At 65.8% G+C, this 19,680-nt stretch carries 28 protein-coding genes and 1 tRNA gene; 18 read left to right on the forward strand and 11 right to left on the reverse strand.

What is annotated here, in order from left to right:
• Positions 1-43 precede the first annotated feature (43 nt).
• Together FPP74_RS04125 and FPP74_RS04130 are read left to right on the forward strand one after the other, a co-directional pair.
• Positions 44-670, forward strand: a complete 627-nt coding sequence (locus tag FPP74_RS04125; protein WP_095537736.1) for a hypothetical protein — start codon at positions 44-46, stop codon at positions 668-670.
• Positions 664-1,539, forward strand: coding sequence for a hypothetical protein (locus FPP74_RS04130; RefSeq protein ID WP_255456060.1), 876 nt, complete (start codon positions 664-666; stop codon positions 1,537-1,539). Before FPP74_RS04125 ends, FPP74_RS04130 begins: the two co-directional genes overlap by 7 nt.
• Before the next feature lie 9 nt (positions 1,540-1,548).
• Here FPP74_RS04130 and FPP74_RS04135 read toward each other — a convergent pair whose 3' ends face one another.
• From FPP74_RS04135 to FPP74_RS04165, 7 genes are all read right to left on the reverse strand, one after another.
• A complete protein-coding gene (locus tag FPP74_RS04135) occupies positions 1,549-2,226 on the reverse strand; it encodes a TetR/AcrR family transcriptional regulator (protein WP_144717223.1) in 678 nt (225 codons plus the stop codon).
• Positions 2,227-2,425: 199 nt separating this feature from the next.
• Positions 2,426-2,674, reverse strand: a complete 249-nt coding sequence (gene rpsR / locus FPP74_RS04140; protein WP_095277051.1) for a 30S ribosomal protein S18 — start codon at positions 2,672-2,674, stop codon at positions 2,426-2,428.
• Between the two features lie 14 nt (positions 2,675-2,688).
• On the reverse strand, positions 2,689-2,994 hold the full coding sequence (rpsN, locus tag FPP74_RS04145; RefSeq protein WP_095277048.1) for a 30S ribosomal protein S14: 306 nt from the start codon (positions 2,992-2,994) through the stop codon (positions 2,689-2,691).
• A 3-nt stretch (positions 2,995-2,997) separates the two neighbouring features.
• Positions 2,998-3,162, reverse strand: coding sequence for a 50S ribosomal protein L33 (rpmG, locus tag FPP74_RS04150; RefSeq protein WP_006841072.1), 165 nt, complete (start codon positions 3,160-3,162; stop codon positions 2,998-3,000).
• Positions 3,162-3,398 (reverse strand): 50S ribosomal protein L28, encoded by a 237-nt coding sequence (gene rpmB / locus FPP74_RS04155; RefSeq protein ID WP_095277046.1) that lies wholly within the window; start codon positions 3,396-3,398, stop codon positions 3,162-3,164. Before rpmB ends, rpmG begins: the two co-directional genes overlap by 1 nt.
• A gap of 217 nt (positions 3,399-3,615) precedes the next feature.
• Entirely contained in the window at positions 3,616-4,218 is a 603-nt protein-coding gene (locus FPP74_RS04160) for a response regulator transcription factor (RefSeq protein WP_095554945.1), read from the reverse strand.
• Entirely contained in the window at positions 4,215-5,270 is a 1,056-nt protein-coding gene (locus FPP74_RS04165) for a sensor histidine kinase (RefSeq protein ID WP_144717224.1), read from the reverse strand. Before FPP74_RS04165 ends, FPP74_RS04160 begins: the two co-directional genes overlap by 4 nt.
• A 100-nt stretch (positions 5,271-5,370) precedes the next feature.
• On the opposite strand from FPP74_RS04165, the gene FPP74_RS04170 reads away from it, so the two are divergent.
• From FPP74_RS04170 to FPP74_RS04205, 8 genes are all read left to right on the forward strand, one after another.
• Entirely contained in the window at positions 5,371-6,135 is a 765-nt protein-coding gene (locus FPP74_RS04170) for a CPBP family intramembrane glutamic endopeptidase (RefSeq protein ID WP_144717225.1), read from the forward strand.
• Positions 6,136-6,272: 137 nt separating this feature from the next.
• On the forward strand, positions 6,273-6,545 hold the full coding sequence (locus FPP74_RS04175; protein WP_095277043.1) for a type B 50S ribosomal protein L31: 273 nt from the start codon (positions 6,273-6,275) through the stop codon (positions 6,543-6,545).
• A 21-nt stretch (positions 6,546-6,566) separates the two neighbouring features.
• The gene (gene rpmF, locus FPP74_RS04180) at positions 6,567-6,740 is read left to right on the forward strand and encodes a 50S ribosomal protein L32 (RefSeq protein ID WP_095277040.1); all 174 of its coding nucleotides are present in this window, start codon (positions 6,567-6,569) and stop codon (positions 6,738-6,740) included.
• Positions 6,741-6,834: 94 nt separating this feature from the next.
• Positions 6,835-7,533: a response regulator transcription factor gene (locus FPP74_RS04185; protein ID WP_144717226.1), complete on the forward strand. Its 699-nt coding sequence runs from the start codon at positions 6,835-6,837 to the stop codon at positions 7,531-7,533.
• Positions 7,530-8,993, forward strand: coding sequence for a HAMP domain-containing sensor histidine kinase (locus tag FPP74_RS04190; RefSeq protein WP_255456061.1), 1,464 nt, complete (start codon positions 7,530-7,532; stop codon positions 8,991-8,993). The genes FPP74_RS04185 and FPP74_RS04190 overlap by 4 nt, the downstream gene beginning before the upstream one ends.
• A gap of 180 nt (positions 8,994-9,173) precedes the next feature.
• The gene (locus FPP74_RS04195) at positions 9,174-10,463 is read left to right on the forward strand and encodes a S1C family serine protease (RefSeq protein WP_144717227.1); all 1,290 of its coding nucleotides are present in this window, start codon (positions 9,174-9,176) and stop codon (positions 10,461-10,463) included.
• Between the two features lie 66 nt (positions 10,464-10,529).
• Positions 10,530-11,096 (forward strand): molybdenum cofactor biosynthesis protein B, encoded by a 567-nt coding sequence (locus FPP74_RS04200; RefSeq protein ID WP_095277032.1) that lies wholly within the window; start codon positions 10,530-10,532, stop codon positions 11,094-11,096.
• A complete protein-coding gene (locus tag FPP74_RS04205) occupies positions 11,093-11,287 on the forward strand; it encodes a hypothetical protein (RefSeq protein WP_144717228.1) in 195 nt (64 codons plus the stop codon). Before FPP74_RS04200 ends, FPP74_RS04205 begins: the two co-directional genes overlap by 4 nt.
• On the opposite strand, the gene mscL is transcribed toward FPP74_RS04205, so the two are convergent.
• The 3 genes from mscL to FPP74_RS04220 all read right to left on the reverse strand — a co-directional run bounded on the left by mscL (position 11,284) and on the right by FPP74_RS04220 (position 13,066).
• Positions 11,284-11,724, reverse strand: a complete 441-nt coding sequence (gene mscL / locus FPP74_RS04210) for a large-conductance mechanosensitive channel protein MscL (RefSeq protein ID WP_144717229.1) — start codon at positions 11,722-11,724, stop codon at positions 11,284-11,286. The genes FPP74_RS04205 and mscL overlap by 4 nt on opposite strands.
• Before the next feature lie 91 nt (positions 11,725-11,815).
• Positions 11,816-12,445, reverse strand: coding sequence for an SAF domain-containing protein (locus FPP74_RS04215; RefSeq protein WP_095535744.1), 630 nt, complete (start codon positions 12,443-12,445; stop codon positions 11,816-11,818).
• 36 nt (positions 12,446-12,481) lie between these two features.
• Positions 12,482-13,066, reverse strand: a complete 585-nt coding sequence (locus FPP74_RS04220) for a 5-formyltetrahydrofolate cyclo-ligase (protein WP_095545980.1) — start codon at positions 13,064-13,066, stop codon at positions 12,482-12,484.
• A gap of 77 nt (positions 13,067-13,143) precedes the next feature.
• Between FPP74_RS04220 and FPP74_RS04225 the strand changes: the two genes are divergently transcribed.
• From FPP74_RS04225 to FPP74_RS04250, 6 genes are all read left to right on the forward strand, one after another.
• Positions 13,144-14,100: a UTP--glucose-1-phosphate uridylyltransferase gene (locus tag FPP74_RS04225; protein WP_095545979.1), complete on the forward strand. Its 957-nt coding sequence runs from the start codon at positions 13,144-13,146 to the stop codon at positions 14,098-14,100.
• 20 nt (positions 14,101-14,120) lie between these two features.
• Entirely contained in the window at positions 14,121-15,422 is a 1,302-nt protein-coding gene (gene glp, locus FPP74_RS04230) for a gephyrin-like molybdotransferase Glp (protein ID WP_095535741.1), read from the forward strand.
• 12 nt (positions 15,423-15,434) lie between these two features.
• A complete protein-coding gene (locus FPP74_RS04235) occupies positions 15,435-16,097 on the forward strand; it encodes a GNAT family N-acetyltransferase (RefSeq protein ID WP_095537727.1) in 663 nt (220 codons plus the stop codon).
• Positions 16,098-16,211: 114 nt separating this feature from the next.
• The gene (glpR, locus tag FPP74_RS04240) at positions 16,212-17,288 is read left to right on the forward strand and encodes a gephyrin-like molybdotransferase receptor GlpR (RefSeq protein WP_144717230.1); all 1,077 of its coding nucleotides are present in this window, start codon (positions 16,212-16,214) and stop codon (positions 17,286-17,288) included.
• 54 nt (positions 17,289-17,342) lie between these two features.
• Positions 17,343-17,415, forward strand: a tRNA-Ala gene (locus FPP74_RS04245).
• Positions 17,416-17,536: 121 nt separating this feature from the next.
• Positions 17,537-17,938, forward strand: a complete 402-nt coding sequence (locus tag FPP74_RS04250) for a cation transporter (RefSeq protein ID WP_240510611.1) — start codon at positions 17,537-17,539, stop codon at positions 17,936-17,938.
• Between the two features lie 15 nt (positions 17,939-17,953).
• On the opposite strand, the gene FPP74_RS04255 is transcribed toward FPP74_RS04250, so the two are convergent.
• On the reverse strand, positions 17,954-18,586 hold the full coding sequence (locus FPP74_RS04255) for a DNA-3-methyladenine glycosylase I (protein ID WP_144717231.1): 633 nt from the start codon (positions 18,584-18,586) through the stop codon (positions 17,954-17,956).
• Between the two features lie 52 nt (positions 18,587-18,638).
• On the opposite strand from FPP74_RS04255, the gene FPP74_RS04260 reads away from it, so the two are divergent.
• Positions 18,639-19,046 carry a DoxX family protein gene (locus FPP74_RS04260; protein WP_144717232.1) on the forward strand — a complete coding sequence of 136 codons (408 nt, stop codon included), beginning with the start codon at positions 18,639-18,641 and terminating at the stop codon, positions 19,044-19,046.
• On the forward strand, positions 19,039-19,680 hold the full coding sequence (locus FPP74_RS04265) for a zf-HC2 domain-containing protein (RefSeq protein ID WP_095535737.1): 642 nt from the start codon (positions 19,039-19,041) through the stop codon (positions 19,678-19,680). Before FPP74_RS04260 ends, FPP74_RS04265 begins: the two co-directional genes overlap by 8 nt.

Below are 19,680 nucleotides of genomic sequence, written 5' to 3' on the forward strand. Positions count from 1 at the left end.
CATGACCCTCGGCGCGCCCCCGCGCCTCGGGAAAGGCGCGACAATGAGCAGTAAGTACGGCCAAGGCGACGTGAACCCCAGCACGGAGCAGTGGGCCGCCGCGGACACCGAGACGGTACAGTTCTCGGGCCAGTACCCGCAGCAGCCCCAGCAGCAATACGCACCGCAGCAATATCCACCACAGCAATACGGTCCGGCGTACGGCCAGGGGCAGTACCCGTACCACGAGGAGAATCGCCGAAACTGGACCCCGTGGCTCATCGCCATCATTGGGGTCCTGCTCGCGGCGATAGTGGGCGTGCTTGCGTACCTGTTTGGTTCCGGGGCGTTCAGCGGCTCGAGCGAGCCGGTGACCATTACGGATGTGGAGACCCAGACGCTCCAGCAGGAGGCGCCCGCCCAGCAGCAGGCCGAGGAGCCCGCCCCGGCAGCACCGGCGCCCTCGCGTCACACGTACTCGCATTACGCGGCCGATACCGGGGTGACCACCGGGCCGTTTGCCGCGAACGTGTACAGCGAGTTCGTCGACGCGTACAACAGTTCGGGCAGCACGAACGTCACGATCTCTGCGTACAGCCCGCGGACGGGATACACCTACACCATGTCGTGCAGCGGCGGCAGCACCGTGTACTGCTCCGGCGGCAATAACGCCAGGGTCCGGATTTGGTAGCCCCTCTCCGGCTCGGCGTTGCGCTCGCCGCGTCCGCCTGCGTCTTGTCGTCCTGTACCGTGCCGACTGGGCCGCAGCAGGAACCACCGACAGTCGTGGTGAAGTCCACCGAGTTCGTCACGCCTCCGCCCGCGCCCGCACCTGCCCCGTCCACGACTGAGCACAGCGCAGCGACCCCAGACGCGCAGTCGCTTCTCGACGCCACCGTGCAGGCCGCCTCCGCCGGGGGAACCGCCGGCGCCGCCGTCTCCGGGCCGAACGGAGTAGTGGCCTCAGGGGAGCAGGGGGCGACCGCGGCGTGGTCGACGATCAAGGTGCCCATCGCGATCGCCGCGCTCCGCGCCGATCCCGCTGCCTCCGGCGACGTCGCCGCCGCCATCACCGCCTCGGACAACGCCGCTGCGGAACGGCTCTACGCCACCGCAGGTGCCGACGCGGTGGATGCGGTGCTCAGCGAGTCCGGACTTACCGTGCCCGTAAATACGGCGAAGACTCGCCCGGAGTTCTCCACGTTCGGCCAGACCGCCCTCACGGTCAACGATGAAGCGCAGCTCGCTGACTCGCTCGCGTGCATTGCTGGCGCCGAGCAGGTGCTCCAGCTCATGGGGCAGGTCGACCCGGGCCAGTCCTACGGCCTGGGGACGCTTGGGGCCCTGTTCAAGGGTGGGTGGGGCCCGGACACAGCCGGCATGTATCAGGTGCGGCAGTTCGGGCTTGTGCCGCGCGGGGACGGGAGCTACGCGCCCGTGGCATTCACCGCGTTTCCCGCAGACGGCGCGTACGACACAGGGCAGCAGATGCTCAACGCGATGGCGCAGCGGTTGGGGGAGGGGACCGAGTTTCTGCCGGCGGCGCGCTGCCAGCCGTAAGCCCCGCTGCTACTCCGGGTTCCCCGACACCTTCGCCACCAGCTCCAGGGTGCGCTCGCCGCGGCAGGAGGGGAGCTCGGTGTGGAGCACGTCGAGCACGGCATCGGCGATCATGACTGAGGGGGCGGGTAGGGCATCGTCGACAAGCGGGTAGGGCGCCACACCGGTGTTGTCGCGCATCTCAATCGCGGCGAGCGTCATGTGGAACGGAAGCTCGATGCGTGGGTCGTCATCGCCGACGATTTGCGCCGCGAGGTCGCGGTAGATGCCCTCGAGCTTCGCGCGCGCCTCGTGGTACTCCTCGAACTCCTCCGATTCCAGCGTCGGCAGCTGGTAGAGGCGACCGATGTTCCAATTGGAAGACAGCAGGATGCGCGTCTCGGCGGCGCACAGCGCCCACAGCTTCAGCGCCGGCGACGCGTCCGACTCCGCCAGGTCCGAGGCGAGGTCCAACGCCGGCTGGATCGTGCCCTTGAGCAGGGTGAGGAAGATGTCGTTCTTGGAGGGGAAGTGGTAGTACAGCGACGCCTGGCGGATGCCCACGGCCTCCGCGATCTGGTGCGTGGACGTGGTGGAGAAGCCGCGGCGGGTGAACAGTTCCGAGGAAGCGTCGAGGATTTCGTCGCGGGCTGTCTTGCCGCGACGACGGGGGCTGTTCTTGCGGGGGCGACCCACGTTTCCGCTCATCCACTACTCCTCTCAAAACGGCGCCGGTCTGCAGGGAAGGCAGCGACGCGTGTGCGTTCCTAGTCTACTGCACGCCGCGGCCTTTCAATCGTTAGAAAGGTAGCGGCAGCGCATGAAAAAGCCTGCCCCGCACCGGAATCACATCCGGGCGGGGCAGGCTTTGGGTCGAAAACTCTACGCTGTTGACGTCAACCGCTGGTTAGCGGGTGGTGAACGGCAGAAGAGCCATCTCGCGCGCGTTCTTGACGGCGGTAGCAACCTGACGCTGCTGCTGCGGGGTCAAGCCGGTGACGCGGCGGGAACGGATCTTGTGACGGTCAGAGATAAACAGACGCAGGGTCTCAATATCCTTGTAGTCGACCTTCTCAATGCCCTTGGCCTTGAGAGGGTTCTTCTTCGGGCGGCGGGACTGCTCCATGCGCGCCTTGCGTTGGTTATTGCGCTTCATTGGTCAATTCCTCCTTACCACGAAGACTTACGGACGCCAGGCAGCTCACCGCGGTGAGCCATCTCGCGCATACGGACACGGGACACACCGAACTTACGCAGGTAGCCGCGGGGGCGGCCATCGCGAGAGTCGCGGTTGCGCACGCGCGACGGGGAAGCGTCGCGGGGCTGGCGGTTCAGCTCAAACTGCGCGTCCAGGCGGTCCTCGTCCGAGGTCTCCGGGTTGCGGATGATTGCCTTGAGCTCGTTGCGTCGCTCTGCGTAACGAGCAACGATCTCCTTGCGCTTCTCGTTCTTGGCGATCTTCGACTTCTTAGCCATTGATTATCGCTCCTCGCGGAATTCGACGTGCTTGCGCACAACCGGGTCGTACTTCTTCAGCGTGATGCGATCCGGGTTGTTGCGCTTGTTCTTGCGGGTGACGTAGGTAAAACCAGTGCCCGCGGTGCTCTTCAGCTTGATGATCGGGCGAATATCGTTACGTGCCATTAGATCTTCTCACCTCGTGCGCGGATCTTTGCCACGACGGACTCGATGCCGTCACGGTCGATGATCTTCAGACCCTTGGTAGAAACGTTCAGAGTAATGGTACGGCCCTCGGAGGGCAGGTAGAACCGGCGCTTCTGCACGTTGGGGTTCCAACGGCGCGAGTGGCGGCGGTGCGAGTGCGAGACGGTCTTGCCAAACTTTGGCTCGCGTCCCGTGACCTGGCAATGTGCCGACATGGGTTGACTTCTTTCTCTTCTGCCGCCCACGCACTGATCACAAGTGAGGATGACGCCACTGCAAAGCGGAGTGAGGGTCCGCGAGAGCGTCTGGTGCAATCGGTTGACGTAGGCGTATACGTGTACTTCGACAACAGCGAGAGTCAACGATACATGTTTAGCGCCAAATTTCCTAATCTCAGGCGATTGCGCTTCCCCGCCAGACAGGGAGCGGAGTCTAGAGCCCCAATGCTTTGGCTAAACGCAAGGCGAGAACCGTTCGGTCGCGCGCTTTGAGTTTCCGGAGTAAAGCGGACACGTGGTTTTTCACGGTGCCTTCAGCCAGGAAAAGCGCACTGGCAATTTCCTGGTTGCTCATTCCACGTGCGACGTTTTCGGCGACGGAGCGTTCCGCGGGGGTTAGGATTGCCAGCTGCGGGTTTCCCGCGGTGTAGCGGGCGATCCGCGGGTCGAGAACAAGACCACCTTGGGCGGTCGCGACGATAGCGTTTGCCAATTCTTCCGGGGAAACATCTTTCAGGAGGTATCCGGAGGCGCCTGCGTCGAGCAAGTCCTTGACCAGGTTTGCGTCATCAAACGTGGTGAGTACGAGGGTAGGGACGTGTGGTTTGCAGGTGCGCACGACCCCGAGCCCGTCGGTGCCCGGCATTGCAGCATCGGTGACCACCACGTCGACGTTATAGCGGCGGGCAAGGTTGAGCGCTTCTGCTCCGTCGGTAGTTGTTGCGGCGACTTCGACCCGGTCGTTGGTGTCCAAGATGAGCCTGAGGCCGCGCAGGAGCATCTCGTGGTCGTCGATAAGCAGCGCGCGTGTGGTCATGACTTCTCCTTCAGGTGCAATTCGATGCGGAACCCGCGGTCAATGCCGCCGTGGGCGAGCGTAGTGATCTCACCCCCGAGGCCTGCGGCGCGTTCGCGAAGCGAGGTGATGCCGAACGCTTCCGGCCCGGTCGTGCCTATGCCGTTATCGGTCACGGTCAGAGTCTGGCGATCAAGTACGATTCGGGCTTGCGTGGCGCGCGAATGGCGTAGCACATTGGTCAAGGCCTCCTGGCAGAAGTGCAACATGAGCATCCGTTCTTCGGTGGAGCACTTCGCCTTCGTTGCATCCGGCGTGTGAGAGAACTGGACGTCCAGAGAGGTCGTAGCGAAAGACTCCGCCAGATGGGACAGCGCGGACTCGATGTCCTCATCGGGATGGGCGGCAGGCTTCATCGCGCGGACTGTCGCACGCATCTCGTGCAAGACCTCCGAGACGCTTGCGCGTGCAAGCGCGATCTCACTGTCGCGCTTTTCCGCGTCGGGGATGCGGAGTGCGTAGTCGAGGCTGAGTCCGATAGTGGTGAGGCGGTGCCCGAGGGCGTCGTGAAGCGTTGCGGCGATCCTCTCGCGCTCTTTCGCCATCGCCATGTTCTGCTGGCGCGCCTCGTGCCAGCGCTGCCGAGCGACCGTCGAAGCCAGGTTGAGTCCCGCTGCGGCTGCGGCAGCGCTGGCGAGTGTCTCGATCGCGACCTTGCTCACCGGGGCCTGAACCTTGAGCTGTGCGAGAAAAGCAGCCACGACGATCGCACCAGCATAGACGTACGCTGCACGTTTGCCCAGGCTCATGTGTAACGCAACGACGGCGCACCACAGGACGAGGATGCTGATCGGGTTATTCGCCGTAGCGAAGACAGCGAACGCGCACAGGGAGAAGACCACTGCGGCAGCCTTATGCTCCGTCCTGCGCCACGCCACCCACGCCACGACAGTGAGTATGGCGACCGCCAACAGTACTCCCTCTCGCGCGAGCGCCACTGGCGTGAAGTTGAGGTACAGCATGGTGGCGAACACCAGAATGCTGTCCAAAAGGTGGAGGTGGACACGGTTCATGGTGTCCAAACGTACCGGCTGACACCCATGACTCGGGTCATGGATTTTGGTGACCACATCCACTATTTAAGCCCACGTGTGCTCAATAAAGTCGTGCACCATGAACCCAGGAATTCCTGTTAACGCACTCGGTCTCCTGCTCCGTGCCACCATCGCTATGGGCGTGCTCATGGGCGCAAACTTCGCTCGTGTTCCGCTCGCTCCATACGTAGATGAAACGCTCCTGTTCTGCCTTACACCCACCCTGGTGGTCGCGTTCGTCGTTGTGTGGGTGCGCTACGTTGAGCGCTCCAGCATCAATTGGCGCGGGGCATGGGGGCTTGTCGGCGGCACACTCGTGGTCGCCGTGCCGATGCTGGTGGGATGGGCAGTGCTGGCGGCGATCCTCGGGCCCGGACCAGCGGTGCCGGAGGGAGCCGGGGCCGGTGACTACCCGCTGGCCGCAATCGTGGGGTGGATCCTGGTGCGTTCCTACCTGCTGCAGGGCATCCCCGAAGAGCTGCTCTTCCGCGGCTGGCTTTTCGACGTCACGCGCCACCGAGAAATGCTGACCATTGTGTGGACAACAGCTGCTTTTACATTGCTCCACCTTACGTCTTCCGGCGGCCAGCAAAGCGTGCTGGACCACGTCGTCTACCTGGTGATGCCCTTCGGAATGTCCATCCTGGGGGCGGCGCTGGTCTACCGCTTTGGCAGTTTCTGGTGGGCAGCAGGCTCACATGGCGGGATGCACCTTATGCTCGCGGTGCTGAGCTTGGCCTATCCGATTCAGTTGGGCAACGTTGCGTGGGTCGTGCTCGGCCTGGCGCAAGCGTTGGCTGGGGCGCTGGTGCTGTGGCGTCGGAAAGCGAACATGCGCGATTAGGAAAATGCACCCTGAGGCAGTATAATTCTGCAGGTTGTTCAGCAATCGCTGTGCACTTGACCATTTTCGCACCCAACTCAGGCACGATCCTCACGGAGGAGACGACCTGAAGTTCAATCCTGAGGGAGACGAAGTATATGAAGAAGGATATTCACCCGGATTACCACCCGGTGATTTTCCAGGACGCGAACACGGGCCACAAGTTCCTGACTCGCTCCACCAAGACCTCCGACCGTACCGACCAGTGGGAGGACGGCAACGAGTACCCGCTCATCGTTGTCGACGTGACCGCTGAGTCCCACCCGTTCTGGACCGGCGCACAGCGCCTCATGGACACCGCTGGCCGCGTTGAGAAGTTCAACCAGCGCTTCGGTGGCATGGCTCGCCGTAAGAAGAAGTCCGCTAACTAGGCGTAAAGGAGGAATTGAGAAATGGCTACCCCGAAATTTAAGAAGTCCCGCGCAAACACCCGCATGCGTCGCTCGCAGTGGAAGGCTGACAACGCTGCACTGCAGACCGTCAAGATCGACGGCCAGGAAGTTCGCATCCCGCGTCGCCTGGTCAAGGCCGCGCAGGCTGGCCTGATTGACGTGGAGCAGTTCTAGACGCAGCTCCCCGGAAGCCGGTTCCCTGACCTGGGGAATCGGCTTTTTTGCGGTCTTATGCACCAAAAATCATCGAGTAAGCCATAATAGAAACATGAAAATTCTTGTGGCCGATGATGAGCAGGCCGTGCGTGAATCCTTACGGCGCTCTCTTCGCTTCAACGGGTACGAAGTGTGCCTGGCGGAAGATGGCGAAGAGGCGCTGGATCTGATCCGCGCGGAAGAGCCGGACCTGACCATCCTTGACGTGATGATGCCTAAGCTTGACGGGCTCGGCGTGTGCCGTACGCTGCGTTCGTCCGGCTACGATCGGCCCGTGCTGATGCTCACGGCGCGCGACGGTGTCTCTGACAGAGTGGCTGGACTGGATGCCGGCGCCGACGACTACCTTCCCAAGCCGTTCGCGCTCGAAGAGCTCCTTGCCCGCGTCCGCTCCCTGCTGCGCCGTGCCCGCGCGGATTCTATAGAGGGCGGCGGCCACGAGTCCTCTGCGCTGAAGTTCGAGGACCTCACGCTCAACCCGGAGACTCGAGACGTCACGCGCGGCTCCCGTACCATCTCGCTGACGCGCACCGAGTTCGCGCTGCTGCACCTGCTGATGCAGAACCCGCGTCGCGTGCTCACCCGCCAGACCATCCTGGAAGAGGTGTGGGGCTACGACTTCCCAACCTCCGGCAACGCGCTCGAGGTGTACATCGGCTACCTCCGGCGCAAGACGGAGGCAGCGGGCGAGCCGCGCCTGATCCACACCGTCCGCGGCGTTGGTTACGTGCTGCGGGAGACTGCACCGTGATCCTTCGGCAATCAGCCGAGACTTACCAGCGCGATAAGGACGCGTGGATCGACGAGCAGGGGGGCGCGGAGGCGTCAGGTTTCCGCGGCACCCGGTTCCTTGGGCTCGGACTTTCTCTGCGCCAGCAGCTCGTGGTGCTGACTGGCGTGATGGTCGCCTTCACCATCTTGGTCACCGCCCTGGTCAGCTTCTGGGCTGCCGCCACGACGATCACGAATTCAATGGATAGCGACCTCCGGGTGAAGGCGGATGCGCTGATGGACGAGGTGGAAAGGCACCCCGTCGATGAGCTTGAGGGGAAGATCGCGGCGTTTAAGTACTTCAACCCGCAAATCCACGCAGCGGTGTCGCCGCCGCAGTCCAATCGCTATTACGGCGATGCGATCGCGATCGGTGGGGCGTTCCACAGGGAAGCGGACGGCGAAGAAATCTCGGTCCGTACTGCGGGCGGGGAGCGCATCCTGGTCCTCCGCAAGGACGACGGCTCTGCGGTGGCGCTTGCCCAGCAGGTGGATCCCTCGCGCCGGCTGCAGGGCAGCTCCGGTGCGGCGCTGCTGGTCATCCTGTGCCTCGGCATTGCGATGGCATGGGCCGTCGCGTCCGTTGTCGCCGCGACCGGTTTGTATCCACTGCGCAGGCTGCAAAAAGCGGTGGACGAGGTGACCCGCACCGAGGAGCTCAAGCCGCTCCCGGTTGAGGGCGACGACGAGCTCGCGAACATCAGCCGCTCGTTCAACCGGATGATCCAGACGCTCCAGGACTCGCGTACCCGACAGACGCAGCTCGTCGCAGACGCGGGCCATGAGCTGAAGACGCCGCTGACGTCCATGCGCACCAACATTGAGCTGTTCATGATGATGTACAAGTCCGGCCACCAGGACATGATCTCGCCCGAGGAGCGCGAGAACCTGGAGCGGGACGTGCTGGCGCAGATGGAGGAGATGTCCACGCTGATTGGAGACCTCGTCGACCTTGCGCGCGAGGACTCTCCCAACACGGAGTTCACTGAGCTCCGTCTCGACATGATCCTGGAGGAGGCGCTGGACCGCGTGCGTCGCCGCCGCCCGGACGTCACGTTCCAGTTCCACGCCGACCCGTGGGTCATCATGGGCGACCACTTCGCCATGGGGCGCGCGCCGATTAACCTGATCGACAACGCCGCCAAGTGGTCCCCGGACGGCGGCACCGTCCGCATCTCGCTCAAGGCGGCCACGACGAAGGCGGTGCTGATTGTTGACGATTCCGGCCCCGGCATTGCGCCGAAGGAGCGCGCCCGCGTCTTCGAACGGTTCTACCGCGCCCCGGAGTCGCGCGCGATGCCGGGCTCGGGCCTGGGCCTGGCGATTGTGAAACAGGTGCTCGACCGCCACAACGCCCAGATCTTCGTCGAGGAATCCGACGACGGGGGCACCCGCATGCGTGTCGTGTTCCCGGGGTGGCGCCCGCCCGCGGAGGACTAGCAAGCGCGTGTGCGCACGGTCGCGTTGCCCCGCTTGGTGGGAGGGATCTCACCGGGCGGGGTTTCGTCGATAAGCGGCATTGCACCAGCGCACAGCGCACAGGGAACGTTCAGTTAACTTTAGGTGGAGTCTGTTCAGGCATCAAGACTGGCTCCAGCAGAAAGGTTGATAATTACCTCCATGACTTTTCCAGAGGATCCACGCAACCCCCGTCGCGCAGCGAGCGGCGGCTCGGATCGTGTTACCAGCAACACAGATACATCTCCCGCACTGACCGAGACGCGCCAGGACCAGCCGACCGTGTACCACGTCGACCAGGTGCCGAGCGCGCCGGAGGGGGCTCGCGAGAAGCGTCGATTCGGTGCGGGGACCGTCATCGCCACCGCACTCGTCGCCGCGCTTGTCGGGGGCGCTAGCTCCGGGTACGTGGTGAGCAAAGCCAACGACGGTGAGGAGAGCTCGTACAGCGCCCTGGAAGCGCCGGCAGCCCCGGCTCCGCAGAACGACCAGCAGAACGACCAGGGGGAGGCGCAGGCGGCGCCAAAGGGCTCGGTTGAGGACGTCGCGTCGCAGGTCCTGCCCGCCGTGGTCTCGATCGTGGTGCAGACGCCGCGCGGCTCGGCGGAAGGCTCCGGCTCCATCATCTCCTCGGACGGCTACGTGCTGACGAACCACCACGTGGTCGCCGATGCGGCGAGCTCGCAGTCCCAGATCCAGGTCACGCTGAATGACGGCTCGCGCCACGACGCCACCTTCGTGGCCAGCGACGTGAACACCGACGTCGGCGTGATCAAGATTGAGGGCGTGAAGGACCTGCCGACGATGCAGTTCGGCGACTCCGACCAGCTCGCCGTCGGCCAGGAGGTGGTGGCCGTCGGCTCTCCGCTGGGCCTGTCCGCGACGGTGACCAGCGGTATCGTCTCGGCGCTGAACCGACCGGTGCGGGCGTCGCAAGGCGGTGGCGAGAGCTCGCTGATGGACGGCATCCAGACGGACGCCGCGATTAACCCCGGTAACTCGGGCGGACCGCTGGTGGACATGCATGGCAACCTCATCGGCATGAACTCCGTGATCGCGTCGCTGTCCGCGGGCGGCTACGGGCAGGAATCGCAGGGCGGCTCCATCGGTCTGGGCTTTGCAATCCCGTCCAACTTTGCCAAGCGCGTGGCGCAGCAGCTGATTGACACAGGCAGCGCCTCTCAGCCGATGCTGGGCGTGCGAGTCAGCGCCATGGACATGGGAGACGATGGCGCCGTCGTGGCCGGCGTGGAGCCGAATAGCCCGGCGGAGCAGGCTGGCGTGCGTAGGGGCGACGTGATCACCAAGGTGGGCGACCGGCTGATCGATTCCGCCGACGCGCTCATCGCGGCGACGCGTTCCCACGACTTCGGCGAGACGGTCACCCTGCAGATCCGGCGGGAGGGGGAGGAGACTCCTGTTTCCGTAGATGTGACGCTGAGTTCCGAGTAAGTTAAAGGACACTCCTCCGGTCGCGGGGCCGGAGCAACGTCGAAGCGAGAGAGGGAAAGAAGGCACATGTCCACAACACTTGATGCGCTGGAAAACGCGGAGCCGGACGACGCGTTTTTGCGGGCCACCGAGCTCGCGGAGGACACTCCCGCCCCGTCCCGGGCCATCATCGTGCTCATCGGTGATCACCGCTACGAGGCCCCCGGCGACAACACGCACGAGATGGTTGCGGAGTTGCTGGGCGAGTACGGCTACCACGTCGATGGCGTGGTGCGCACCAAGTCGAAGAAGTCCGAAATCCGCAAGGTGATTGAGACCGGTGTGGTCGGCGGCGTCGACCTCGTGCTCACCGTCGGCGCGACCGGGGTCGGCCCGCGCGACAAGGCGCCGGAGGCCACGCGCGCGGTGATTGACAAGCTGGTGCCGGGCGTCTCGCAGGCGGTTCGCTCCTCCGGCCAGGCCTGCGGCGCCGTCGACGCGTGCACCTCCCGCGGCATCTGCGGTGTGTCCGGCTCCACAGTGGTGGTCAACCTGGCTCCGAGCCGGCAGGCGATTCGTGACGGCGTGGCCACCATCGCGCCGCTGGTGGACCACCTGATCTCGGAGCTCAACAGCTACACTGTGCAGAAATGACGCGGCAGCGGCGAAGGGCGCGGCGCGTCGCGGACGTGGACTACGACCGCACGGCGGACGCGCCGGTCACGGGGGCCGGGGGCGATGGCGAACGCGCGGTGTCCTTTGAGGAAGACGGCGACCCGGCCGCGGAGCTGACGGGGCAGGAGTTCTACGATTACGAGCGCCCGCCCCACCACGGTGGGGACTAGTCGCTGGTCGCGGGCGGGGTGGTGCTACCTGCCTGCTCCGGGGACTGGCCGGCAAGCAGGTCGCGGATCTCCGTGAGCAGCTCCGTTTCGGTCGGGGCAGCGACGTCCTCGGAGATGCCGCGCTTGCGCTTCTGCATCTCATTGAGTTTGTTCATGGGCGCGACGATGAGGAAGTAGACCACCGCGGCGATGAGCAGGAAGTTGATCGCCGCGGAGACCAGCATGCCCAGATCGAGGGCGGTCTCGGGGCGGTCCGGGATGACCGGGATCTTCCAGCCTTCGCCCACCTCGGCGTCGCCGAAGATGTTGAGCAGCGGGTTGATGATGGCGTCAGAGAACGCCGTGACCAGCCCGGTGAAGGCGGCGCCGATGACAACACCGACGGCCAGATCGATGACGTTGCCGCGCAGAATAAAATCGCGGAAACCTTTCAGCATGAAACATGCACTCCTTTGCAAGAGCATTGCGTAGTGGGGGAAGAAACGGCACCGTCATGCGTGCGCATGGCAGGTGTCAAGGATACGCAGTTTATGCCGGCGTGCCAGCAGAGGCCAAAACAACGGCGAGGGGCATGCTTAACGACGCCGCCGCCACCGCCGACGCCTGCGACCGCCGCATCAGCACGAGCACCGTGCCCTCTTCGCCAACGGTGACAATGCGCCCGCCGGAGGCGACCGTCGTCGGCCCCTCCGCGATCACGTCCACGACGGCGCCGTGGTGCAGCATGGGCAGGATGTCCGGCTCCGCGAGCGCCACCGGCACCATGGTGAACGGCTCACCTTCCGGCTGGCCCGCAACGAGCTCGCTCACCAGGTCGGGGCCGACGAGCCGGGTGGAGGTGACCACCTCCCCGGGCGCGGCACCCGCGGCGAGGATGTGCCCGCTGGCCAGGGACTGCTCCCGCAGCGCGCCCTCCGGGACGACGCGTTCGGGCACCCGCTGCAGCTGCAGGTCCTCATCGGTGACGCGGGCGCCCGCGGCGACGGGGCGGGCGAAGGTGACAACCAGGGGGTCGGCGCGGGACGCGTTGAGCAGCGCGCTGAGGCCTGCGGCGCAGACGAGTGCGGCGGCGAGCGCGCGTCGGAGGAGCACGGAGCGTCGATAGCCCGGGGTGCGCAGGCGGTGGGCGAGTCCAGTGAGTCGTTGCGAGAGGTCCATGCATATTAGACGCAGCCGGACGCGCGGCGGTTCCCTCTACACCGAAATTGCCCGCCACCCGCGCGGCGTGATGATCGCGCGCACGGGGACGTCGTGCGCGTCGTGGGGGACAGCGTCGACGACCTCCTCGTCGTAGAGCACCGCCGCCGTGGGCACGTCCAGCCCAGCGAGCGCCCGGTCGTAATAGCCGGCGCCCTTGCCCAGCCGCATCCCCCGGGCATCGACGGCCAGCGCGGGAACCAGGAGCAGCGCGCAGGAGGAGAGGACGCGGGAGTTGAACCGGGCACCGGTCGGTTCCGCGACGCCGAGCGCGCCGGGCTGCGTCGCCCCGTCCGCCAGCGACCACGCCAGCACACAGTCCGGCAGCGAGATTGGGACGAAGACGCTCCGCGCGTGGCGGCGCAGCTGCGCGGCGAAGTCTGCCGGGCCTGGCTCGGTGGGGAGCGGATTGTAGGCGGAGATGTTGGCGCCACGTGCGCCGAACGCGTCGATGCAGGCAACAGCGTTGGTCAGGATCGCCGCGTCGAGCGCTGTCTTGCGGGCGGGGTCGTGGCGGAGCCGGCGGCGGAATTCGGTGTGGCGGGCGCGCAGGGCTCGCTTGTCCTCGGTTGGCGTTGGCATGGTGGCCCCCTTCGGGTTGGGCGGAGAACGTGGGTCGGAGCAAAATAGCAGCAACTGGCCATGTAGGCTCGACATTTATGCGGAATTCTAACGAAGTATCATCCGTGCCTTCCCATGGTGCGGTGAAGACGGTTGTCGTGCCGGCGGCGGGTATGGGTACTCGTTTTCTGCCGGCGACGAAGACGGTGCCGAAGGAGCTTTTGCCGGTGGTGGATACTCCCGGTATTGAGCTGATCGCGGAGGAGGCGGCCCAGCTGGGTGCGCAGCGCTTGGCGGTGGTGGTGGCTCCTCAGAAAGAGGAGATCATGGCTCACTTCGGCGAGTTTTCCACGCTGCGCGAAACGCTTGCTGCGCGCGGTAAGGACGAGCAGGTGGCAAAGGTCGCCCGCGCTGGTGAGCTGATTGATGCGATTTCGGTGACGCAGGATAAGCCGCTGGGGTTGGGGCACGCCGTGGGGTGTGCGGAGGACGCGCTGGATGATGACGAGGACGTTGTCGCTGTCATGCTGCCGGATGATTTGGTGTTGCCGGCGGGTGTGATGGAGAAGATGGTCAAGGTGCGCCAGGAGCTTGGTGGCTCGGTGTTGTGCGCGTTTAACGTCAGCCGTGAGGAGGTGTTCAACTACGGCGTGTTTAACGTTGAGGAGGTGGACACCGAGGTTGATGGTGTTGAGGTCAAGCGTGTGCGTGGCATGGTGGAAAAGCCTGCGGTGGAGGATGCGCCGTCGACGTTGGTGGCCACGGGTCGCTACCTGCTGGATCGGGCGATTTTTGACGCGTTGCGTCGGATCGAGCCGGGCAAGGGTGGTGAGTTGCAGCTGACTGATGCGATCGAGCTGATGATCACGGAGGGCCACCCGGTGCACGTGGTGGTGCATGACGGGAAGCGCCACGATTTGGGCAATCCGGGTGGTTACATCCCGGCGAATGTGGACTTTGGGCTGCACAACGAGAAGTATGGTCCGGCCCTGTACACGGCGCTGAAGCAGATTATCAGCGACTTCGAAGCGGAGAATCCCGATATTGTCCGCTAGTTCCCACTAGGATTGGTCCAATGCGCAGCGTTGAAGACCAGCAAGCAATGGTGGTAGACGCGGCGGTGACGCCTGAGCCGATCCGCGTCGGAATCCTTGATGCCCTCGGCCTCATGTGCGCCGAGGAAATCGCCGCAACCGCCCCGTTGCCCAGCTTTTCACAGGCAGCGGTTGACGGCTACGCCGTGCGCTCCGTGGACGTGGGCGGCACCGCGGGCCTGCGCCTCGCCGCGGAGCCCCCGGAGGAGCAGGACGGCGGGGAGACTACGGAACGCCGCACACCGCACCGCGACCGCACGCTGCCCGTGGTGGGGGAGGTCGCGGCGGGCTCGCAGAAGCCGCTTCGCCTCCAGCCGCGCCAGGCCGTGCGCGTTGCCACCGGCGCGCCGCTGCCAACGCTCGCGGACGCTGTCCTCCCGCTGGAATGGAGTGACCGGGGGCGCAAGCGCGTCACCCCGTCGCGCGCAGTGCGCACCGGCGACTTTGTCCGCAAACCCGGCTCGGACATCCAGCCGGGGGACATCGCCGTGCGCCAGGGCTCGGTGCTCGGGCCGGCGCAGATCGGGCTCGTGGCCGCCGCGGGGCGCGAGAAGGTGCTGGTCTACCCGCGCCCGCGCGTGACCGTGATGAGCTACGGCCTCGAGCTGGTGGACGTAGACCGCGACCCGGGCCTTGGGCAGGTGTACGACGTCGCGTCGTACGCCGTTGCAGCCGCCGCCGAAGAGGCCGGCGCGGACGTGGTGCGCGCGGGCATCGTCAACGCGGAGCCGCGCCGCCTGCGCGAGACCATCGCCGGGCACATCGCGCGGTCCGAAGTAGTCATCGTGATCGGCGCCGTTGGCGGTTCGGGCGCGGACGTCATCCAGGACGTGCTGCGCGAGATGGGGGAGCTCGACACGCAGCGCGTGGCCATGCACCCCGGGTCTGTGCAAGGCTTCGGCCTGCTCGGCGAGGAGCGTACGCCCGTCTTCCTGCTGCCGTCCAACCCGGTCAGCGCGTTGGTGATTGCGGAGACGCTGGTGCGCCCGGCGATCCGGCAGTCGCTTGGGAAGGCGAGCGTCGCGCGCCGCACGGTACAGGCCCGCTCGGTGCGCCACATTGATTCCATCAAGGGCCGCCGCGGCTACATTCGTGCGCGCCTCATGCGCGACATGGAGACGGGGGAGTACCTGGTGGAGTCGCTGGGCACACTCGACGGTAGCGCGGCGCACCTGCTTGCCGGGTTCGCCGAGGCCAACGCCATGATTCGCATCCCCGAGGACGTGCTCCAGGTGCGCCCGGGCGAGTTCGTGGATGTTGAATTCCTGCAGCAGCGCAGCTAGGAACCTGCCCCGGTGGACCTGTTTGCACTCTTCCGCGAGCCCACGCCGGGCTGGCCGGAAACGACGCCCGCGCTGCGGCTGGCGGACGGAACACACGTCCACCTGCGCCCGCTCAAATCCGGCGACGGTCGCGCATGGAGCGAAACCCGCGTGCTGGACGAGCACTGGCTCAAGCCGGTCGAGCCGACCGTACAAGGGACGTGGGCTGACGCGCACTCGCCGCAAGCCTGGCGTGCCAACTGGCTCAACCTGAAAAAGCTGGCGGCTGACGGGGTCGTCGTGCCGCTGGTCATCGTCGCGGACGGCGAGTTCGCCGGGCAGGTGACGCTGGGCAATATCCAGCACGGTGCGGTGAGCGAGTGCTGGATCGGCTACTGGGTCCACTCGCCGTTCATGGGGCGCGGCATCGCGACAGCGGCGTGCGCGCTCGGCACGGACCACGCCTTTGCGAGGGTGGGCATGCACCGGGTGACGGCGACGTTCCTGCCGGACAACCCGGCGTCGAAAAGCGTGCTCCTGGCAAATGGCTACCGCGAGGAGGGCTACCTCCGCAAGAACCTGCACATCGACGGGCAGTGGCGCGACCACCACTTCGTGGCGCTGAACGCGGACGATTTCCCGCACACCGCCGTGGAGCGGCTGCGCGCGGCGGGGCGCGTTCGGCCGGTTCAGTAATTTTTCAGGCGCAGGGTTCGGCGCGCCTGGCGGTGGGGCCGAGTGCGCGCGGATAGCGTTGGGGCCAGTTCTGTGTACACACCCAATTGGTTGCGTTGAAAGGTGGCATTGCCCATGGGCAGCCCGAGCCTCATTCTGGTCCTCATTCTCGTCGTGTGGGTCATCGTGCTTGCGCCGATGATGCTGGGGAACACGAAGAAGATTCGCCGCTCTGGCGAGGGGTACGAGGAAACGCGCGTCCTGCACGAGGGAGGCACCGAACCCGTCGTGGCCCGCCGCCGCCCCAAGCTCACGTCCGCCGATGTGCACCACCACACCGCCGCCGAAGATGACGTCGAGATCGTCGAGGCCGAGGAGGAGCAGGTGCTTATCGACGACACACCCACCCTCCGCAACTTCTTCCGCAAAGAGGTCGCGACCCAGGAGGACCGCCCCGTGGTCATCGACGCCGAGCCGGAGGACGAGGAGGCGGGTTCCACCGTCGTCGACCTTGACGAGGAGAGTGACGAGAAGGACGACGAGGCGATTGACGGGGAGCCTCAGGGCGGCTCCACCGTCGTGGACACTGACGCGGAAGCCGACCGCTACGAGATGAGCGAGTCCTACGGCGCGCCCTCAGATTTCGGCTACGCCCCCGAGGACCCTGAGGACTCTGGGGACGCTGAGGACTCTGAGGACGCCGGCGAGGCCGCACCTGAAACGGAACCCGAGCCCGATTTTGAACCGGACGACAGCGACCTGGAGTTTGCCAAGACCCGCCGTGGGCGCGGCGGCTACGACCCGGAGCGCGAGCGCACCGCAAAGGCGGACCGGTTCCAGCGCCGCCAGCGCACCCTGCTGGTGCTCATCGCCTCCTTCGTGGTCACCTTTGTCGTCGCGTTCGTCGTGGGCGGGTGGACCTGGGTCCTGCCCGCCATCACCGCCGGCCTGACCGCCTGGTTCCTCATCGTCCTTCGTGGCGTGGTGAAGAAGGAGCGCGCGCTGCACGAGCGCCGCGTGCGCCAGTTGCGCCGCGCCCGCCTCGGCGTTGACGTGGACCGCCCGCAGCCCGCCCCCCGCGAGCGCCGCCGCGTCGGCTCCGTGATCCTGGACCTGGACGAGGAACACCCGGACTTCGACGCGCTGCCTGGCTACGTGCGCCCGCAGCCGCGGGAGGACGGCTACGGCGAGTACACGCCCCGCGCAAGCTAGTGACCTGCGGATTTCATGCTCTGGGGTGAAAGGAGTAACCTTTCAAACCAGCGAGGGGCTATAGCTCAGTTGGTAGAGCGTCGCGTTCGCAATGCGAAGGTCAGGGGTTCGATTCCCCTTAGCTCCACAAGGGAAACTACCCCCGCTGCCAGCACTTACGGTGTCGGCAACGGGGGTTTCGTGTAGGAGGGACTCGTGACCACGCAAACCATCCGCCGCGCCGTCCTCATCGTCGCGCGGCCGGCAGCGTGCTCGCCGCGCTGATCCTCATTCCGGCCATCGCGGCGATCGTCATGGTGGTGACCAAGCTCATCAACCCGGTCGCGCCCTCGCCCGAGGGGCTGACCGGCGTCGCGGTCGGCGCGCTCGTCGTGAACGTGATTTGCGCCGTCATTCTGCTGCGGTTGCGGGACCAGGGGTCCTCGCTGGCCAAGGGCGCGTGGCTCGCGGCGCGAAACGACGCCCTGGCCAACCTCCTCATCATCGTGGCAGGCCTCCTCACGTTCGTGTGGTCCACCGCCTGGTTCGACATCGTCGTCGGCGCGATCATCGCGGTCATCAACCTGTCCGCAGCCAAGGAGGTGTGGGAGGAATCCCGCGAGGAGCACGCCTCCGTGGAGGAGGCCTTCGCGGATATGGAGGACTGCTAGCTCACCCCCCCCTCGTCAGACCTCACCGAGCTCCTCGGCGCTCCACACACCGGAGGCGCCACGCCGCCACGTCCCAACGAGGTTGGTGTCCACGATGCCCACGGACTCCATGAGCGCGTACATGGTGACGGGGCCGACGAAGATGAAGCCTCGCTTTTTCAAATCCCGCGCGAGCGCCTTCGATTCGGGCGAAGAGGTGGGCACTTCTTCAGCAGTACGGGGACGCGGCGTGGTTGCCGGTTTGTAGGACCAGATGAATTCGCCGAGGTGCGTGCCCTCCTCGCGCAGCGCGAGGGTCGCCCTCGCGTTGGTGACCGCGGCCTTGAGCTTGTTGGGGTTGCGGATCAGGCCGGGGTTGTCCATCAGGTGGTCGACGGAGTCCATGGCGGCGACTTCGTCCGGGTCGAAGCCGTGGAACGCCTTGCGGAACGCGTCGCGCTTGGACAGGATCAGGCGCCAGGACAGGCCGACTTGGAACCCTTCGAGGCAGACGCGCTCGAAGAGCGACGCTTCGTCGGTAAGCGGCATGCCCCACTCGGTGTCGTAGTACTCGCGCAGGAGGGGATCGGTGGCGGCCCACGGCGGGCGGACCAGACCGTCGTCGCAGGTGATGGGCAGGGACTTGGGTGTTTCGTTGAAATTGCTCATATATATTTGACTCGATTTATGGCCGTTCGGTTCCATCGGTAGGGTAAATGGCATGAACAGGCCTGCCGTTCGAGACTTCGCACTCCTACTCTTACGCCTGGTCGTTGGGGCCGTGTTTGTTGCCCGCGGCTACCAGCACTGGTTCGCTGTCGGCATGAATAGAACTGCCGAACAGCTTGCGTACGCGGGGGTACCGCAGCCGCAGCTGAGCGCGTATGTGACGGGCGCCGTCGAGCTGATCGGCGGGACCTTCCTGGTGATAGGGCTGCTCACCACGATCGCGGCGTCGTTGCTGCTCATCCTCTCACTCGCCGCCGCCTACTTCGTGCACCTGGGCAACGGCTTCTTCGTAGAGCACGGAGGCGTGGAGTACACGCTGGTGCTCGCCGCCGCGCTCTTCGCTCTCGTGGTCTTTGGCACGGGCCGCGCGAGCCTGGACGGGGTGCTCACCCGTGGTTAGCCACGAGGAGGTCCAGGCCGCACTCTCCGCGCGTATCGACGGCGAGTCGCCCGGGCTTGACGACGCCATCGTGGACGCCCACCTGGCGCAGTGCGAGGAGTGCACCGCCTACTGGGAGCGCGCGCTTTCCCTCTCCCGGCGCATGAGCTTCGCCGAAGTGGACGGCGGGATGGCGCCGCCCCACGACCTCTCCGAGGTCATCATGGCGGGCGTGGACGATACGTGGCGCAAGCTCGAGCAGCGCCGCCTTATCACCCTGGCGATTGGTCGCGTGGCGCTTATCGCCGCTGCGGTGGTGTGGGCAGTGTGGGCGGTGCTGCTGCTGGTTCACGGCGGCGGTACGGACTCGCTGGAGACGTCTACGGCGGCCGTCCGCTTCGGTGTCGCGCTGGCGCTCGGCGTCACCGCCTGGCGTCCGCGCCAGATCCCGGGCGTCCTGCTCATCGTGGGCACGATGTTCACCTTTACCGCGGGCTTCGCGGTGCGCGACTGGGTGCTCTCCACCGGCGAGTTCGTGCCCAGCATTGTGCTCATCCCGCTGGTTACCCTCTTCGGGCTCGTATGGACGTGGGTGGCGGACCGCGGGATTGAAATCCGCCGCGCCTGGCATCTGCTGGACGCGAACCCCAGCTAG

The sequence above is a fragment of the Corynebacterium sp. NML180780 genome, assembly GCF_007786415.1.
GTDB classification, from domain to species: domain Bacteria; phylum Actinomycetota; class Actinomycetes; order Mycobacteriales; family Mycobacteriaceae; genus Corynebacterium; species Corynebacterium gottingense.

What these genes read in the sequence shown, in the direction of transcription:
- FPP74_RS04125 (WP_095537736.1), top strand. Translation starts at nt 44, where the DNA reads ATGAGCAGTAAGTACGGCCAAGGCGACGTGAACCCCAGCACGGAGCAG.
- FPP74_RS04135 (WP_144717223.1), bottom strand. Translation starts at nt 2,226, where the DNA reads ATGAGCGGAAACGTGGGTCGCCCCCGCAAGAACAGCCCCCGTCGTCGC.
- rpsR (WP_095277051.1), bottom strand. Translation starts at nt 2,674, where the DNA reads ATGAAGCGCAATAACCAACGCAAGGCGCGCATGGAGCAGTCCCGCCGC.
- rpsN (WP_095277048.1), bottom strand. Translation starts at nt 2,994, where the DNA reads ATGGCTAAGAAGTCGAAGATCGCCAAGAACGAGAAGCGCAAGGAGATC.
- rpmG (WP_006841072.1), bottom strand. Translation starts at nt 3,162, where the DNA reads ATGGCACGTAACGATATTCGCCCGATCATCAAGCTGAAGAGCACCGCG.
- rpmB (WP_095277046.1), bottom strand. Translation starts at nt 3,398, where the DNA reads ATGTCGGCACATTGCCAGGTCACGGGACGCGAGCCAAAGTTTGGCAAG.
- FPP74_RS04160 (WP_095554945.1), bottom strand. Translation starts at nt 4,218, where the DNA reads ATGACCACACGCGCGCTGCTTATCGACGACCACGAGATGCTCCTGCGC.
- FPP74_RS04165 (WP_144717224.1), bottom strand. Translation starts at nt 5,270, where the DNA reads ATGAACCGTGTCCACCTCCACCTTTTGGACAGCATTCTGGTGTTCGCC.
- FPP74_RS04170 (WP_144717225.1), top strand. Translation starts at nt 5,371, where the DNA reads ATGAACCCAGGAATTCCTGTTAACGCACTCGGTCTCCTGCTCCGTGCC.
- FPP74_RS04175 (WP_095277043.1), top strand. Translation starts at nt 6,273, where the DNA reads ATGAAGAAGGATATTCACCCGGATTACCACCCGGTGATTTTCCAGGAC.
- rpmF (WP_095277040.1), top strand. Translation starts at nt 6,567, where the DNA reads ATGGCTACCCCGAAATTTAAGAAGTCCCGCGCAAACACCCGCATGCGT.
- FPP74_RS04185 (WP_144717226.1), top strand. Translation starts at nt 6,835, where the DNA reads ATGAAAATTCTTGTGGCCGATGATGAGCAGGCCGTGCGTGAATCCTTA.
- FPP74_RS04195 (WP_144717227.1), top strand. Translation starts at nt 9,174, where the DNA reads ATGACTTTTCCAGAGGATCCACGCAACCCCCGTCGCGCAGCGAGCGGC.
- FPP74_RS04200 (WP_095277032.1), top strand. Translation starts at nt 10,530, where the DNA reads ATGTCCACAACACTTGATGCGCTGGAAAACGCGGAGCCGGACGACGCG.
- FPP74_RS04205 (WP_144717228.1), top strand. Translation starts at nt 11,093, where the DNA reads ATGACGCGGCAGCGGCGAAGGGCGCGGCGCGTCGCGGACGTGGACTAC.
- mscL (WP_144717229.1), bottom strand. Translation starts at nt 11,724, where the DNA reads ATGCTGAAAGGTTTCCGCGATTTTATTCTGCGCGGCAACGTCATCGAT.
- FPP74_RS04215 (WP_095535744.1), bottom strand. Translation starts at nt 12,445, where the DNA reads ATGGACCTCTCGCAACGACTCACTGGACTCGCCCACCGCCTGCGCACC.
- FPP74_RS04220 (WP_095545980.1), bottom strand. Translation starts at nt 13,066, where the DNA reads ATGCCAACGCCAACCGAGGACAAGCGAGCCCTGCGCGCCCGCCACACC.
- FPP74_RS04225 (WP_095545979.1), top strand. Translation starts at nt 13,144, where the DNA reads ATGCGGAATTCTAACGAAGTATCATCCGTGCCTTCCCATGGTGCGGTG.
- glp (WP_095535741.1), top strand. Translation starts at nt 14,121, where the DNA reads ATGCGCAGCGTTGAAGACCAGCAAGCAATGGTGGTAGACGCGGCGGTG.
- glpR (WP_144717230.1), top strand. Translation starts at nt 16,212, where the DNA reads ATGGGCAGCCCGAGCCTCATTCTGGTCCTCATTCTCGTCGTGTGGGTC.
- FPP74_RS04255 (WP_144717231.1), bottom strand. Translation starts at nt 18,586, where the DNA reads ATGAGCAATTTCAACGAAACACCCAAGTCCCTGCCCATCACCTGCGAC.
- FPP74_RS04260 (WP_144717232.1), top strand. Translation starts at nt 18,639, where the DNA reads ATGAACAGGCCTGCCGTTCGAGACTTCGCACTCCTACTCTTACGCCTG.